Genomic DNA, 13,959 nt, shown 5'->3' with positions numbered 1-13,959 from the left:
CCCTGCGCCGCAGCGGCGGCTTTGCCCTCGCAGCCGGGGCGCCGCGGCCGGGGGCGGCGCGCAGGGAGCGCGAACGCGAACGCGCTGCTTGCTCCCGCACGCGGCAACCCGTAACATACGCGGCTCGACTGCACCCGGAGAGGTGGCAGAGCGGTTGATTGTACCTGACTCGAAATCAGGCGTACGTTTATAGCGTACCGGGGGTTCGAATCCCCCCCTCTCCGCCAGATACAGACGCAACGGGCCCCTCGCGGGCCCGTTTCGTTTTCCGGCGTCCTGCGCGCCGCCCGCCCGATCCATCGCCTTCGGTGTTCGTCCATGCGTCCATGCCACCGCCGCGCCCGACATCGCCGCAGCGGGACCTGGACACAGGCCGCGCGGGCGCATCGCTTCATCGCCGGTTTTGCCGCAACAGGCGAATCTCGCTGCGGCGAGTGCGACACCGGGCGCGCGAGAACCGGCTGCAGCGCACACGCGGCCTTCATCGCCGCTCATGCATGAAGCGCAGCAGGGATCACGCTTTCCTTGCCACTAGGCCGCTCGCTCGCGATGATTCCGTATACCCCTTCAGTGGCGATCCCGACGACGCGAATGGCATGACCGGCAGATGATCGAATTCGGACACCTCACGCACGTCGGCCTGCGCCGCGAACTCAACGAAGACACCTATTACGGCGACAGCGAGCTGGGCTTGTGGCTGGTCGCCGACGGCATGGGCGGCCACGAGTACGGCGAGGTCGCCAGCGCGCTGGCGCGCGAGGTGATCGTGCGCGAAGTGCGCGGCGGCGCGGCGCTGGCCCAGGCGATCCGCATCGCCGACGAGGAGATCATCCGCACCTCGCGCCGGCGCAACGACACCTTGCCGATGGGCACCACCGTGGTCGCCGCGCGCATCAACGGCAACCGCTTCGAGGTGGCCTGGGTCGGCGACAGCCGGGTCTACCTGTGGCGCGACGGCCACCTGGCCCAGCTCTCGCAGGACCACAGCTACGTGCAGGAACTCATCGCCAACGGCGTGATCACCCACGAGCAGGCGCGCAGCCACCCGCACCGCAGCGTGGTGACCCAGGCCCTGGGCGTGACCGACCCGCGCAACCTCAACGTCGAGACCATGACCGGCGAACTGCGCCCGGGCATACAGCTGCTGCTGTGCAGCGACGGCCTGACCGAGGAAGTCGACGACCGCGCGATCGCGCGGGTGCTGGCGCACAACGACTGCAGCGCGCAGGAGTGCGTGGATTCGCTGGTGGCCGCGGCGCTGGACGGCGGCGGCTCGGACAACATCACCGTGGTGCTGGTGCGCAGCCACTGACGCCGCGCAGCCGCATGGACTACCTGTAGGAGCGGCGCAAGCCGCGACCGCGCCGCTGCGAACGCCGTCGCAAGCTTGATTGCGCGGCGATCGGACCGAAAAGCATCGGGCCTGAAGGCCCTCCCACAACAGCCGCCCTCGACGGGGCTGCGGCCTTTGTGGGAGGGCCTTCATGCCCGACGCTTTTGTTTCAGGCGCAGCGAACGCCCTCTAAACCAAGATCGAAGCGGCCCGCAGCTTACACCGCAACCACGACACCGAAGGCGGCAAAACCCGCCCTCGCCCGCCTCAAGCCTCCGCAGCCACCGCGACCGGCGGATCGACCAGGTCCCATACGCACTTGCCGGCCTTCTTGCGCAGCTTCTCCAGCCGCGCCTGGTGCGCGGCCAGTTCCGCCGCCGGCACCACCACCCGCGGACGCGGCGCGCTCAGGTCGACCTGCACGCTGACCCGCCCGTCCTGCGCCGCCAGCGCGGCCGGATCGCCGAAGCCGATCTCCTCCTGGCCCGAGGTCAGCGCGATGTAGACCTCGCCCAGGATCTGGGCGTCGAGCAGCGCGCCGTGCAGCTGGCGGTGCGAGTTGTCCACGCCCAGGCGCTTGCACAGCGCGTCGAGCGAGTTGCGCTGGCCGGGGAAGCGCTGGCGCGCCATCAGCAGCGAGTCTTCGATGCCGGTGACGTGGTCGGCGAGCTTGCCGTACTGCGCGCCGCAGATCGACAGCTCGTTGTTGAGGAAGCCGACGTCGAAGGCCGCGTTGTGGATGATCAGCTCGGCGCCGCGGATGAACTCCAGGAACGCCTCGACCACCCGCTCCATCGGCGGCTCGCCGGCGAGCCGCTCCAGCGACAGGCCGGTGACTTCCTGCGCGCCGGCCTCGAAGTCGCAATCGGGCTTGATGTACTGGTGGTAGGTGCGGCCGGTGGGGCGGCGCTCGACGAACTCGACGCAGCCGATTTCGACCACGCGGTTGCCGCGCTCCCAGCTCAGGCCGGTGGTTTCGGTATCCAGGATGATCTGACGCATGGGGCGATTCTAGCCGGAGGCGGTGGGGCGGTCGTCGCCGCGCGGGCGAACGCGCCGGTCGCGCACAGCCGCGCGACGCGACGCGCAGGCCGGGCGCGGCGCAGGACTCAGGGGCGGTACGGACGCAGGCGTTCGGCCTGCAGGCGCGCCAGCGTATCCACGCGCTCGTTCTCCGGATGCCCGGAATGCCCCTTCACCCACTTCCAGTCGATCGAATGGCGCTGGCTGGCCGAATGCAGGCGCTCCCACAGGTCGCGGTTCTTGACCGGGTCGCCGCCGGCGGTCTTCCAGCCGCGCCGCGCCCAGTTGCCGATCCACTCGGTGATGCCCTTGCGCACGTACTGCGAGTCGGTGGTCAGCACCACCTGGCACGGTTCGGTCAGCGCTTCCAGGGCCATGATCGCGCCCATCAGCTCCATCCGGTTGTTGGTGGTGTCCGGCTCGCCGCCGGACAGCTCGCGCTCGTGGCCCTTGTAGCGCATCAGCGCGGCCCAGCCGCCGGGGCCGGGGTTGCCGAGGCAGGCACCGTCGGTATGGATGGACACGATCTTGTCGGCGCCCGGGTCGGTTTGGCTCACGCAGCGTCACTCATGAAAAACGGCGACGCATTATCGCTGTTTCGGCGCCGGACGTTGCGGCGGCGGTTTCCGGGCGGGCGGGACTGCCGGCGGCGGTGGCCGGCCGGACCGACCGCGCGCCCTAGCCCGCGCCGTCCTCGCGCTTGCGCGCAGCCGCGCCGCGCTGGGCGGCGGCGTCGCGCGGGACCAGCCCGGTCTGCCAGCGCAGCTGCTGCAGCCGCGTCGGCGGGATCGCCGCGTGCACGCGCTTGGTCAGGCTCAGCGCCAGCCCTGCGCGCAGCACGTCGGCGGCGCCGATGCCGCCGGCCTCGCCGTGGGCGGCGCGCCAGCGCGGGCCCAGCCATTGCAGGCTGACCGGGTCGGCGGCGAAGCCCGAACTGCGCAGCGCCGCCTGCCAATGGCCGGCATCGCGCGCGTGCAGGCCGCTGCGCGCCCAGCGCAGGCGGTACGGGCTCCAGGGATTGAGCGTGGCCAGCCACAGCCGCCCGCCCGGGGCGAGGATGCGCGCGCATTCGCCCAGCAACGGCAGAGGATCGGCGCCGTCGTCGAACACGTGCTGCAGCAGCACCGCGCCGAAGGCCTCGCTGGCCAGCGGCAGCGGCAGGCGGCAGCGCACTGCGCCGTCGAAGCCCTCGACGCTGCGGCGCAGGGCCACGCCGCGCCCGTGCGGCGGCTGCGCGGCGGCCACTCCGAACCAGGCCCAGGGCAGCGGCGGGCTGGCGCCGAGCACCCGCGCCATCGCCCCGGCTTCGACCTCCAGCAGGCCGTGCCCGGAGACCTCGCCGAACCAGCGCAAGGCCGCGCCCTGGCCCGGCGCGGGGCCGGGTCCGGGACCGGGGTCGGGTTGACGTCCGTGGGACAGGGCGGGCATGGTCGCGTCTCGGTAGGGGGCCGGGACCGTGGTGGCGGGTCCGGAGCCGAGCGATGGATATAGCAAAAACACCGCGGCGCCGGCGCGACAGCCCCGGCGCTGCCCAGCCTACTGCGACGGCGTCCCCGCCGCGCGTGCGCCAGGAGATCCGGTTCGATGCGGCTGACCGCCCTGCCCGCCCTCAACGACAACTACATCTGGGTCCTGGCCGGCGACGACGGCCGCGCCCTGGTCGTGGATCCCGGCGAACCCGGCCCGGTGCTGGCCGCAGCGGCGCAGGGCCTGGTCCCGGCGGCGATCCTGCTGACCCACCACCATAACGACCACATCGGCGGAACTGCGGCGTTGCTGCAACGTTGGCCGCAGATCCCGGTGTATTCGCCGCGCGACGAACGCATCGCCGAGGCCACCGAGCGGCTCGGCGAGGGCGCCCGGTTCGACGCGGCCGGGCACGCAGTGCGCGTCCTGGAAGTGCCTGGCCACACCCTCAGCCATATCGCCTACGTGCTCGACGACGGCCCGGACGGCGCCCCGCTGGCGTTCACCGGCGACACCTTGTTCAGCCTGGGCTGTGGCCGCCTGTTCGAAGGTACGCCCGCCCAGATGCTGGCCTCGCTGGATCGGCTGGCCGCCCTGCCCGGCCCGACCCAGGTCTGCTGCGGCCACGAATACACCCTGTCCAACGCCGCCTTCGCGCGCGTGGTCGACCCCGACAACCCGGCGCTGCAGCGCCGCATCGAACAGGCCCAGGCCATGCGCAACGCCGGACTAGCGACCCTGCCCGTCACCCTCGCCGAGGAACGCGCGACCAACCCGTTCCTGCGCAGCCGCGCGCCGGCGGTGATCGCCGCGCTGGCCGCGCGGCTGGGCCGCGCGCCGGCCGATGAGGTCGAAGCCTTCGCCGAGTTGCGGCGCTGGAAGGATGGGTTCCGCGCGTGAGCGGGCCGCACGATCGGCGGACCCCGGCCCGCCCGGGGCGGGACCATCGGCCCCCGGCCGCCGCCGCGCGAACCGCGCCCCGGCGCCGCGCGCTGCTCGCCGCGCTCGCCGCCGGCCTGTGCTGGCTGGCGGCGCTGCCCGCCGCGGCCGCCGAAGCCGCGACCGCGGCGCCCGACGACGCCGGCCCGACCCGCAACGGCCGCGAGATCTACCGCAGCTTCCGCGACGGCCTCGCCGACCAGACCTGCGAGCCCGGGGTCAGCACCCGCTGGCGCCAGCATTTCGCCAACGCGCCGCGACGCCTGGCGGCCAGCGACGACGACCTGCTGCCGCTGTTCGGTTACGTGGTCGACGCCCTGCGCGCGAACCACCTGCCGACCGAATACGCGCTGATCCCCTTCGTCGAGAGCGGCTACCGCCCCGGCGCGCGCAGCGCCGCCGGCCCGGCCGGGCTGTGGCAGATGATCGCGATCACCGCGCGCAACCACCGCGTGCCGATGCGCGAGGGCTACGACGGCCGCCTGTCGCCGGTCGAATCGACCCAGGCCGCGGTGCGTTACCTCAAGACCCTGCACGGCATGTTCGGCGGCGACTGGCGCCTGGCGGTGATGGCCTACAACGCCGGCGAGTACCGCGTGTTCAACGCGATCAAGCGCGCCGGGGTCAACATCGCCGACGCCCGCCACGACCAGCTGACCGGCCTGTCCGACATCACCACCGCCTACGTGCGCAAGCTGCACGCGCTGTCGTGCCTGATGGAGCAGGCCGACGACCGCGAGGAATGGCTGTCCGCGCTCGACCGGCCGGTGCCGCGGCTGGCCGCGGTGACCGTGCCCGACGGCGTCGACAGCATCGGCGAATGGGCCGCGCGCACCGATCAGGACGTGGCCTGGCTGCAGCGGCTGAACCCGGTGTTCGGCGACGGCCGCATCGGCCGCCCCGGCGGACGCCGCGCACCGCTGCTGGCGGTGGCCGCGACCGCGGTCGGCGCACCGGCCGCGGCCACGCCGCAACTGGCCACCGCCTCGGGCGAGCTGCCGGCCAGCGAAGGCCGCGGGAAAACCGCCGCGCCGGCCAAGCCGGGCGAGAGCGCCGGCAACGAATCGCGGCCGCTCGCCGCGCTCAAGCCGGGCGAGGCGACCGCGAACGCAGCCACCGCGCTGGTCGCGCCCAAGTCGGCCGAGTCGGCCCGGGGCGACGCCAAACTCGTCGCCGCCGCCGCGCGCGACGCCGAACCCAGGACCCTGGGCTCGGCCGAAGACGCCCCCGCCGAACCGCTCGCGCGCCCGGCCAAGCCGCAGCGCGCCCAGGCGGCCGCGCCGCGCAAGCACACCGTCGGCCGCGGCGAGAATCCCTGGACCATCGCCAAGCGCTACGGCGTGCGCGCCGCGGATCTGCTCAAGCTCAACGGATTGGATGCCAAAGCCGTGCTCAAACCGGGCCAAGCGCTGCTGATCGACGCACCGGCGCCGCGCCGCAAGTAACGGCCGAGCGCGATCGGCGACGCGGGCGCGCGAACCGCCGCGCCCGGCAAACCCGACGCGGCCGGCCGGCGGCCGCCTGCTCTACACTCCCCGCCGGCTTCAGGCAAAGGACGTCGGCAACGTGGGATTCGCAAACGCATCCGCCGCGCCGCTCGCGGCGCCCGCCGCCAAGCCGGTGTTTTCCTCGATCCAGACGCTGCGCGGCATCGCCGCGCTGCTGATCGTGCTGATGCATCTGGCGAGCATGGAACGCGCGGCCGGCGCGGGCCACGTCCTGCTGCCGGACTTCTTCCGCCACGCTTACGGCGGCGTGGATCTGTTCTTCGTCATTTCCGGCTTCGTCATGGTCACCGTGGCGCGCGGGCGCTATCGCTCGCCGACCGAAGCGCGGCGCTTCCTGGCGCGCCGCGCCTGGCGCATCTATCCGACTTACTGGGTCTACACCAGCGTGCTGGTCGCGGCGATCGCGCTGAGCCGCGGCGTGTCGGGCTTCCCGTACGACGCCGCGCAGATCGCGAAGTCGTACCTGCTGCTGCCGCAGGAGAAGGGGCCGATGCTCGCGGTCGGCTGGACGCTCGTGCACGAGTTGTATTTCTATCTGGTCGGCGCGCTCGCCATCGCGTTCGTGCCCGAGCGCCGGGTGGCGTGGTTCCTGCTGGGCTGGGGCGCGCTGACCAGCGTGGCGTACGCGCTCGCGCCGGTGGACTTCTCGCCGTGGCTGACCGTGATCGCCAGCCCGCTGACCTGGGAGTTCATCGCCGGCGCGATGATCGCGCTGTACGCGCAGCGCCTGCCGCGCGCGCTGGCGCCGTGGTGCGCAGCGCTGGGCGCGGCGGGATTGTTCGCCAGCTTCCTGGTCGCGCGCGAGCTGACGTCGGTGCATGCGGCCGGCGCGCTGCGCGCGGCCTTGTATGGTCCGGTCAGCGCCTTGCTCGTGCTCGGCATGGCGGCGTGGGAGGGGCGTCCCGGCGGATTGCGGCTGCCGGCGCTGCCGGTGGCCTTGGGCGACGCGTCCTACTCGCTGTATCTGTCGCACCCACTGATCATCTTCGCCCTGGTCCGGGTCTGGCGGCACGGGCTGACGCCGTGGATGCACGACGCCTCGGTGATCGCCTGCATCGTCGCCTGCATCGTCTTCAGCCTCGCCTCGTACCGCTGGCTGGAAAAACCGCTGCTGGCCTTCGGCCAGCGGCGCTTGTTTCCGCGCCTGCCACCGGCCCCGGCATTGCAACCGGCCTGAGCGGCCGCCGCGCCCGCGACGCAAAGCCGCGGGCGACCCGCGATCAGGTCGCGGCGGCTTCGGCGACCTTGGCTTTGCGCGACGGCCACAGCATCGCCACGATCGTCACCGCGCCGAGCAACCAGCTGTAATGCACGTTGCCGACCAGCTGCAGCGGCGAGACCTTGCTCAGCGACGCCGCCAGCAGGATCTGCGCGCCGTACGGCAGCACGCCCTGGGTCACGCAGGCGAAGATGTCGAGCACGCTGGCCGCGCGCGCCGGCGGCACGCCGTGCTGCTGGGCCACGTCGCGCGCCAGCCCGCCGCTGATCAGGATCGCCACCGTGTTGTTGGCGGTGAACACGTCGGTGGTCGCCGACAGCGCGGCGATGCTGACCTCGCCGGCGCGGCGGCTGCGATGGCCGCGGGCGAACTTGCCGATCGTCTGCGCCAGCCAGGCCAGGCCGCCGGCCGCCTTCATCAGCGCGCCCAGGCCGCCGACCAGCAGCGACAGCAGGGTGATCTCGATCATGCTCTCGAAGCCGTCCCAGATATGCGTGGTGTAGGCGGCGAAGCCGAAGTCCTCGGCGAAGAACACCCCGAACAGCCCCGCGATCACCAGCCCCAGGCTCAGCACGATGATCACGTCGACGCCGGCGATGGCCAGGCCGAGCACGATCAGGTACGGCAGGATCAGCCACGGCGAGACCGGGTCGGGCGTCTGCACCGGCGCGGTTTCGCCGAGGAAACCCAGCAGCACCAGGGTCGCCAGCGCCGCCGGCAGGGCCAGCTTGAGGTTCTCGCGGAACTTCTCGCGCATCGTGCAGCCCTGGGTGCGGCTGGCGACGATGGCGGTGTCGGAGATCACCGACAGGTTGTCGCCGAAGGTCGCCCCGCCGATGACCGCGCCGAGCACCAGCGCGCGATCCAGGCCGGAGGCGTCGGACACGCCCAAGGCGATCGGCGCGACCGCGGCGATGGTGCCCATCGAGGTGCCCAGCGACAGCGAGATGAAGCCGGCGACCACGAACAGCGCCGGCAGCAGCAGCGCCGGATGCACGTTGCCGACGCCGAGCGCGACGATGGCGTCGACCGCGCCGATCGCCTTGGACACTTCGACGAAACCGCCGGCGAGCAGGAAGATCAAGCACATCAGCACCACGTTGTGGTCGCCCATGCCCTCCAGCAGCGTCTCCAGCGGCTTGATTCCGCGCCGCCAGGCGATGAACGCCGCCAGCGCCAGCGCCGGCAGGATCGCCACCGGCGCGTGCAGTTGGTAGAAGCCCATCGCATCGCCGTGCGCGGTGAAGTACAGCCCGGCGCCGAAGAACAGCGCCAGGAACAGCAGCAGCGGGGTCAGGGCCAGGGCGCTGGGGACGATCGGCGCGCCCGGACGCAGCGGTTCATTCATCGCTTCATCCAGATGGATTTGAAAACCGTGCGATTTTGCAGTGCAGCACACACTCCTGTCGAGTGCCCGGGGTGGAATGCTGTGGCGGGATAAATGCTGACTGGGGCGATCCCGGGCCTGCCGCCCCCTGTAGGAGCGGCGCGAGCCGCGACCGCGCCAATACAGCTGCGAGGAAACCGCAACGAGCCGGCGCTCAGCGGTCTGGCGGCTTGGAAAGACGGGGCCTGCCGGGCTTGCGCCGTGAACGCGATGACGCGGTCGCGGCTCGCGCCGCTGCTAGAGGGGGCGGCCGGGGCAGCCTGGGCATCGGGCGCGAACGAAACGGGGCGCCCGAAGGCGCCCCGTCGAACGGCCGCGGCCCGCGCCGGCGCCGAGGCCGCTCGGATCGCCGCGGCCCAGATCACCACGGCTCAGGTCACCACGGCCCAGATCAGCGCGGCTCAGATGATCACGATGCAGCGGCCGTACTTGTCGCAGATCGCATAGGTCTGCCAGACGCCTTCGTCGCACATGTAGATGCGCGAGCTGTTGTCGGAGTTGTACTCGCGCACGCGCTGGCCCTGGTTGGCCGCGGTGCAGGTGCCCGGCGCCGGATAGGCCACCACGGTGCCGGCGGCACCCAGCAGCGCCAGCGCCAGCAGACCCAGCGCCTTGCTCTTCATCTTCCTGATCTTCATGACATTCCTCGATGCGAACGTAACCGTCGGGTGCGGGGTCGCCGCCGCTCTCCCCGGCGGTGGCGGACATCGATGCGCGCGGCCCCTTCGGACAGTCGACGGCGACCTGCCCGATCTCGCCGCGCGAGCCTAGCGCTCCGCGATCCGCACGGGCGTGCGGTACAGCGCAAAACGCGGCGCCGCAAACACGAAAGGGCGCCCAAAGGCGCCCTTTCGCGGGTCGATCGTCGCGGCGGCGGTCCGGCTTACGCGGTGGCGCGGCTGGCGATGGCCTTGGCGAACGCCATCGTGTTGGCTTCGCCGCCCAGGTCCGGGGTCAGCGAGTCCTTGGCTTCGAGCGTGGCGATGATGGCTTCGCGCAGCTTGGTCGCCTTGTCCGGCTGGCCGAGGTGGTCGAGCATCTGCGCCGCGCCCAGCAGCAGCGCGCAGGGGTTGGCGATGCCCTTGCCGGCGATGTCCGGGGCCGAGCCGTGCACGGCTTCGAAGATCGCCGCGTCGGTGCCGATGTTGGCGCCCGGCGCCAGGCCCAGGCCACCGACGAGGCCGGCGCACAGGTCGGAGATGATGTCGCCGAACAGGTTGGTGGTGACGATGATGTCGAACTGCTCCGGACGCATCACCAGCTGCATGCAGGTGTTGTCCACGATCATCTCGTTGCACTGGATGTCGGGGTACTGCTGCGCCACTTCGCGCGCGGTCTTCAGGAACAGGCCCGAGGTCGACTTCAGGATGTTGGCCTTGTGCACCACGGTGACCTTCTTGCGGCCGGTCTTGCGGGCCAGGTCGAAGGCGTAGCGCACGATGCGCTCGGAGCCGCGGCGGGTGATCTTCTGGGTCAGCATCGCGGTCTCGCCGTCTTCCGACAGCGTCTGGCCTTCGCCGATGTACGCGCCTTCGGTGTTCTCGCGCACCGTGATCAGGTCCACGCCCGAGGGGAAGCGCGACTTGGTGTTCGGGAACGACTTGGCCGGACGCACGTTGGCGTACAGGTCGAAGCGCTTGCGCAGCTCGACGTTGATCGAGCTGAAGCCCTCGCCGACCGGGGTGGTCAGCGGGCTCTTCAGGGCGATGCGGTTCTTGCGGATCGAATCCATGGTCGCCGCGGGCAGCAGCTCGCCGTGCTTTTCCAGGGCGACGAGGCCGGCGTCGGCGAACTCGTAGCTCAGGCCGACGTTCATCGCGTCGAGCACGTGCAGGGTGGCGTCCATGATCTCCGGGCCGATGCCGTCGCCACGGATGACCGTAATCGTTTGCGTCATGAGGGAATTCTTCCAGCAGTAGGGCGGGCGCCGGCTGAGGCGCGGCGCACGAATCGAACGGTGTTAACCGCACAATTATGCCGGAAGCGGCCCCGGCCTGCATTCGCGGGCGTACTGGACCTAAGTCGGATGGCGGTGAACGGGGCCAACCCGCCCGATTGGGTGAAGCCCGGCCGCCCCCTGTAGGAGCGGCGCAAGCCGCGACCGCGCCACCGCGGCCACGACGCGGGCCGCGGGGCCCTGCGTCTTTCCGAACCGCGAGACCGGCAGTGCGCCGGCTCGCTGGAGTGTCATCGTAGGTGTCCTGGCGCGGTCGCGGCTCGCGCCGCTCCTACAGGGGCTACGGGTCGATCAGCCGTGGTCGTGGGCCGCGGGCGCCGCCGATTCGCCGGCTTCGAGCTGGTCGAGGAAATCGACCGCGCGGCGCAGGTGCGGGATCACGATCGAGCCGCCGACCACCAGGCCGACCGAGAAGGTCTCGAACATCTCGTCGCGGTTCACGCCGGCTTCCTTGCACTGGGCGACGTGGTAGCTGATGCAGTCGTCGCAGCGCAGCACCAGCGACGCGACCAGGCCCAGCAACTCCTTGGTCTTAACGTCCAGCGCGCCGGCCTGGTAGGTCTGGGTGTCCAGGGCGAAGAAGCGGCGCACGACCTGGTTGGGCTCGGCCAGGATGCGTTCGTTCATGCGCTTGCGGAACGCGGTGAACTCGGCGACACGGTCCTTTTGCGCCTGCTCGTCGGCGCCGCTCATGCCGCGCCGTCCAGCAACGGCTGCAGGCCGCCGGCGCGGTGCAGCGCCATCATGTCGTCGTAGCCGCCGACGTGGGTGTCGCCGATGAAGATCTGCGGCACGCTGGTGCGCTTGGTGCGCGCGACCATCTTCTCGCGCTCGGCCGGGTCCAGGTCGATGCGCACCTCGCTCCAGGTCTGGCCCTTGCTCTTGAGGAAGTTCTTGGCGGCGACGCAATACGGGCAGATCGCGGTGGTGTAGATCACGATGGCCGGCGCCGGGGTCTGGGAGGCGGTGTCGCTCAAAACGGTTCTCCGGAAACTTCGGGATGGGCTTGCGGTCGATATATGGACGCGCACCGGCGCAGTTTAAAGCGTGCCGGTGGAACGCAGTCCGTCGCGGCGCAGTACGCTTGCGTCGGGTCGTGCCGGCGCGGCAGGGTGGCGTGGCCGGGCGGTCGTCCGGGCCGCGGCTGGATTAACGGCAGGTTCACGCCCCCGTCGCAGCGCGGCGGCATCCTGCCGGCAACCCCGTCCGCCCGCGTCGCCCGTATTTGCTGATCTCGCGTCTCCCGATCCGCCCGCACCGCCACCGAGGAATCCCGCTTGCGCCGCATCGCCCTGCTCACCGCCGCCGTCACCCTCGCCCTGGGCAGCGTCTGCGCCGGGGCGCAGGAGAACAAGCTGCCCGACATCGGCTCCTCGGCCGCGGAGCTGCTGACCCCGGCCAAGCAGCGCGAGTACGGCTCGATGATGCTGGCGCAGCTGCGCCACTACGACTACCTGCTCGAAGACCCGCTGATCGACAGCTGGCTCGACACCCTCGGCACGCGCCTGGCCGCCAACAGCGACAAGCCGCGCCAGCCGTTCAATTTCTTCATGCTGCGCGAGCGCCAGATCAACGCCTTCGCCACCCTGGGCGGCTACATCGGGGTCAACTCCGGGCTGGTGCTGACCGCCGAGCGCGAGGACGAAGTCGCCGCGGTGCTCTCGCACGAAATCGCCCACGTCACCCAGCAGCACGTGCTGCGCGGGGTCGAGCGCGCCCAGCGCGACCAGTTGCCGATCCTGCTGGCGATGCTCGGCGCGGTGATCGCCGCGCAAAGCGCCGGCACCAACTCCCAGGACGACGCGACCATGGCCGCGATCACCTCGGGCCTGGGCCTGATGCAGCAGCGCCAGATCAACTACACCCGCTCCAACGAGTCCGAGGCCGACCGCATCGGCATCCAGACCCTGTACCGCAGCAACTACGACACCGAGGCCATGGCCGGCTTCTTCCAGCGCATGCAGCTGGCCTCGCGCAGCAACAAGGCCAACTGGTACGGCGAGGCGCCGGACTACCTGATGACCCACCCGGTCACCACCACCCGCATCAGCGAGGCCAAGGAGCGCGCCGAGCAGATCGCGGCCAGGAACAGCCTCACCGCGGTCACCGCCACGCCCAACGCGACCCGGGTCGAACGCATCCCGAAGGCGCCGATCAGCCTGCCGCCGAACGCGGCCGGCACCGACAATCCGCTGCTGCCCAGCGGGATCAAGCTCAGCGACGTGGGGCTCAGCTCCGGCGGCACCGGCGTGTTCGACTACGCCCGCGAGCGGGTGCGGGTGCTCAGCGCCGACTCGGCGCGCGATGCGGTGCGCGAGTACGAGAAGCTCGGCAAGGACAGCGACGCCAAGCGCTACGGGCTGGCCCTGGCGCAACTGCGCGCCAACCAGACCGCCGCCGCGGCCGAGGCGCTGACCGCGCTGCTGGACAAGCACCCCGGCCAGCTGTGGCTGAGCCTGGCGATGGGCGAGGCCGAGGCCCAGGCCGGCAAGTACGCCGCCGCCGACGCCCGCTTCGAGACCCTGCTGCGGCACAGCCCGAACAACCGCGCGGTCGCCCTGACCTACGCCAAGGTCCTCAACGACCGCGCCACCGCCGCGGCCGGCCAGCGCGCCCAGGCGGTGCTGCGGCCGCTGCTGGGCGCCTACGCCGACGATCCGCTGCTGCAGCAGAGCTTCGCCCGCGCCTGCGAGATCGCCGGCGACTCGATCCGCGCCGGCGAGGCCTACGCCGAGGCCGCCTACCTGCGCGGCCGGCCGGAGCAGGCCCTGGTCCAGCTCAACAACCTCAAGCGCAAGCCGGACCTGGACTACTACGCCCGCGCCCGGATCGAGGCGCGCATCGCCGCGATCACGCCGACGGTGCTGGAGCTCAAGCGCCAGGGCGTGCGCGACGAGGACCTGCGGCGGCAGTAGGCGCCGCTGCGGCGCCCCGCGGCCGCGACCGGCCGGCGGGCGCCCTCCACGGCCGGACGACCGCCCCGCTTCGCGCCGGGGCCGGGGCCGGGCCGACCACGCGCCCGTCCCACTCGCTGCCGCATGCCCGGGACGGGACCACGCCCCATCCCGCCCGCCAGCTACCTGAACGAATTCACTTCCCGGATCACCCAATCGAGGGGATCGGCGT

13 protein-coding genes and 1 tRNA gene are annotated in these 13,959 nt (G+C 71.7%); 6 read left to right on the top strand and 8 right to left on the bottom strand.

Annotated elements, in window-relative coordinates:
* Positions 1-136: 136 nt before the first annotated feature.
* Together BLV01_RS06525 and BLV01_RS06520 are read left to right on the top strand one after the other, a co-directional pair.
* Positions 137-227 (top strand) — tRNA-Ser (locus tag BLV01_RS06525).
* A 380-nt stretch (positions 228-607) separates the two neighbouring features.
* Positions 608-1,312: a PP2C family protein-serine/threonine phosphatase gene (locus BLV01_RS06520; protein WP_091795616.1), complete on the top strand. Its 705-nt coding sequence runs from the start codon at positions 608-610 to the stop codon at positions 1,310-1,312.
* A gap of 288 nt (positions 1,313-1,600) precedes the next feature.
* Here BLV01_RS06520 and dnaQ read toward each other — a convergent pair whose 3' ends face one another.
* From dnaQ to BLV01_RS06505, 3 genes are all read right to left on the bottom strand, one after another.
* Positions 1,601-2,335, bottom strand: coding sequence for a DNA polymerase III subunit epsilon (dnaQ, locus tag BLV01_RS06515; RefSeq protein ID WP_091795613.1), 735 nt, complete (start codon positions 2,333-2,335; stop codon positions 1,601-1,603).
* Positions 2,336-2,442: 107 nt separating this feature from the next.
* Positions 2,443-2,883 carry a ribonuclease HI gene (gene rnhA, locus BLV01_RS06510; RefSeq protein ID WP_091795904.1) on the bottom strand — a complete coding sequence of 147 codons (441 nt, stop codon included), beginning with the start codon at positions 2,881-2,883 and terminating at the stop codon, positions 2,443-2,445.
* Between the two features lie 151 nt (positions 2,884-3,034).
* Positions 3,035-3,784, bottom strand: coding sequence for a methyltransferase domain-containing protein (locus BLV01_RS06505; protein ID WP_091795610.1), 750 nt, complete (start codon positions 3,782-3,784; stop codon positions 3,035-3,037).
* A 156-nt stretch (positions 3,785-3,940) separates the two neighbouring features.
* Between BLV01_RS06505 and gloB the strand changes: the two genes are divergently transcribed.
* The 3 genes from gloB to BLV01_RS06490 all read left to right on the top strand — a co-directional run bounded on the left by gloB (position 3,941) and on the right by BLV01_RS06490 (position 7,447).
* The gene (gloB, locus tag BLV01_RS06500) at positions 3,941-4,723 is read left to right on the top strand and encodes a hydroxyacylglutathione hydrolase (RefSeq protein ID WP_091795607.1); all 783 of its coding nucleotides are present in this window, start codon (positions 3,941-3,943) and stop codon (positions 4,721-4,723) included.
* Positions 4,720-6,207, top strand: a complete 1,488-nt coding sequence (locus BLV01_RS26165) for a LysM peptidoglycan-binding domain-containing protein (protein WP_091795604.1) — start codon at positions 4,720-4,722, stop codon at positions 6,205-6,207. Before gloB ends, BLV01_RS26165 begins: the two co-directional genes overlap by 4 nt.
* A gap of 121 nt (positions 6,208-6,328) precedes the next feature.
* Positions 6,329-7,447, top strand: a complete 1,119-nt coding sequence (locus tag BLV01_RS06490) for an acyltransferase family protein (protein WP_091795601.1) — start codon at positions 6,329-6,331, stop codon at positions 7,445-7,447.
* Between the two features lie 43 nt (positions 7,448-7,490).
* On the opposite strand, the gene BLV01_RS06485 is transcribed toward BLV01_RS06490, so the two are convergent.
* From BLV01_RS06485 to grxC, 5 genes are all read right to left on the bottom strand, one after another.
* Complete coding sequence (locus BLV01_RS06485) at positions 7,491-8,837, bottom strand: Na+/H+ antiporter NhaC family protein (protein WP_091795598.1); 1,347 nt, start codon at positions 8,835-8,837, stop codon at positions 7,491-7,493.
* A 440-nt stretch (positions 8,838-9,277) separates the two neighbouring features.
* On the bottom strand, positions 9,278-9,514 hold the full coding sequence (locus BLV01_RS06480) for a hypothetical protein (RefSeq protein ID WP_091795595.1): 237 nt from the start codon (positions 9,512-9,514) through the stop codon (positions 9,278-9,280).
* Between the two features lie 245 nt (positions 9,515-9,759).
* Positions 9,760-10,773, bottom strand: coding sequence for an isocitrate dehydrogenase (locus tag BLV01_RS06475; RefSeq protein ID WP_091795592.1), 1,014 nt, complete (start codon positions 10,771-10,773; stop codon positions 9,760-9,762).
* Between the two features lie 351 nt (positions 10,774-11,124).
* Positions 11,125-11,526, bottom strand: coding sequence for a carboxymuconolactone decarboxylase family protein (locus tag BLV01_RS06470; RefSeq protein WP_074863356.1), 402 nt, complete (start codon positions 11,524-11,526; stop codon positions 11,125-11,127).
* A complete protein-coding gene (gene grxC, locus BLV01_RS06465; protein WP_091795589.1) occupies positions 11,523-11,810 on the bottom strand; it encodes a glutaredoxin 3 in 288 nt (95 codons plus the stop codon). Before grxC ends, BLV01_RS06470 begins: the two co-directional genes overlap by 4 nt.
* A 300-nt stretch (positions 11,811-12,110) precedes the next feature.
* Here grxC and BLV01_RS06460 point away from each other — a divergent pair, with 300 nt between their 5' ends.
* Positions 12,111-13,748 (top strand): M48 family metalloprotease, encoded by a 1,638-nt coding sequence (locus tag BLV01_RS06460; RefSeq protein ID WP_175485801.1) that lies wholly within the window; start codon positions 12,111-12,113, stop codon positions 13,746-13,748.
* Positions 13,749-13,959 lie beyond the last annotated feature (211 nt).

This window comes from Lysobacter sp. yr284 (assembly GCF_900107375.1).
Classification (GTDB): domain Bacteria; phylum Pseudomonadota; class Gammaproteobacteria; order Xanthomonadales; family Xanthomonadaceae; genus Lysobacter.
The sequence above is the reverse complement of the archived record's forward strand: the minus strand, read 5'-3'. Positions and strand labels throughout refer to the sequence as shown.

Coding starts and splice junctions, on each gene's coding strand:
- BLV01_RS06520 (WP_091795616.1), top strand. CDS start 608: ATGATCGAATTCGGACACCTCACGCACGTCGGCCTGCGCCGCGAACTC.
- dnaQ (WP_091795613.1), bottom strand. CDS start 2,335: ATGCGTCAGATCATCCTGGATACCGAAACCACCGGCCTGAGCTGGGAG.
- BLV01_RS06505 (WP_091795610.1), bottom strand. CDS start 3,784: ATGCCCGCCCTGTCCCACGGACGTCAACCCGACCCCGGTCCCGGACCC.
- gloB (WP_091795607.1), top strand. CDS start 3,941: ATGCGGCTGACCGCCCTGCCCGCCCTCAACGACAACTACATCTGGGTC.
- BLV01_RS06485 (WP_091795598.1), bottom strand. CDS start 8,837: ATGAATGAACCGCTGCGTCCGGGCGCGCCGATCGTCCCCAGCGCCCTG.
- BLV01_RS06480 (WP_091795595.1), bottom strand. CDS start 9,514: ATGAAGATCAGGAAGATGAAGAGCAAGGCGCTGGGTCTGCTGGCGCTG.
- BLV01_RS06475 (WP_091795592.1), bottom strand. CDS start 10,773: ATGACGCAAACGATTACGGTCATCCGTGGCGACGGCATCGGCCCGGAG.
- BLV01_RS06470 (WP_074863356.1), bottom strand. CDS start 11,526: ATGAGCGGCGCCGACGAGCAGGCGCAAAAGGACCGTGTCGCCGAGTTC.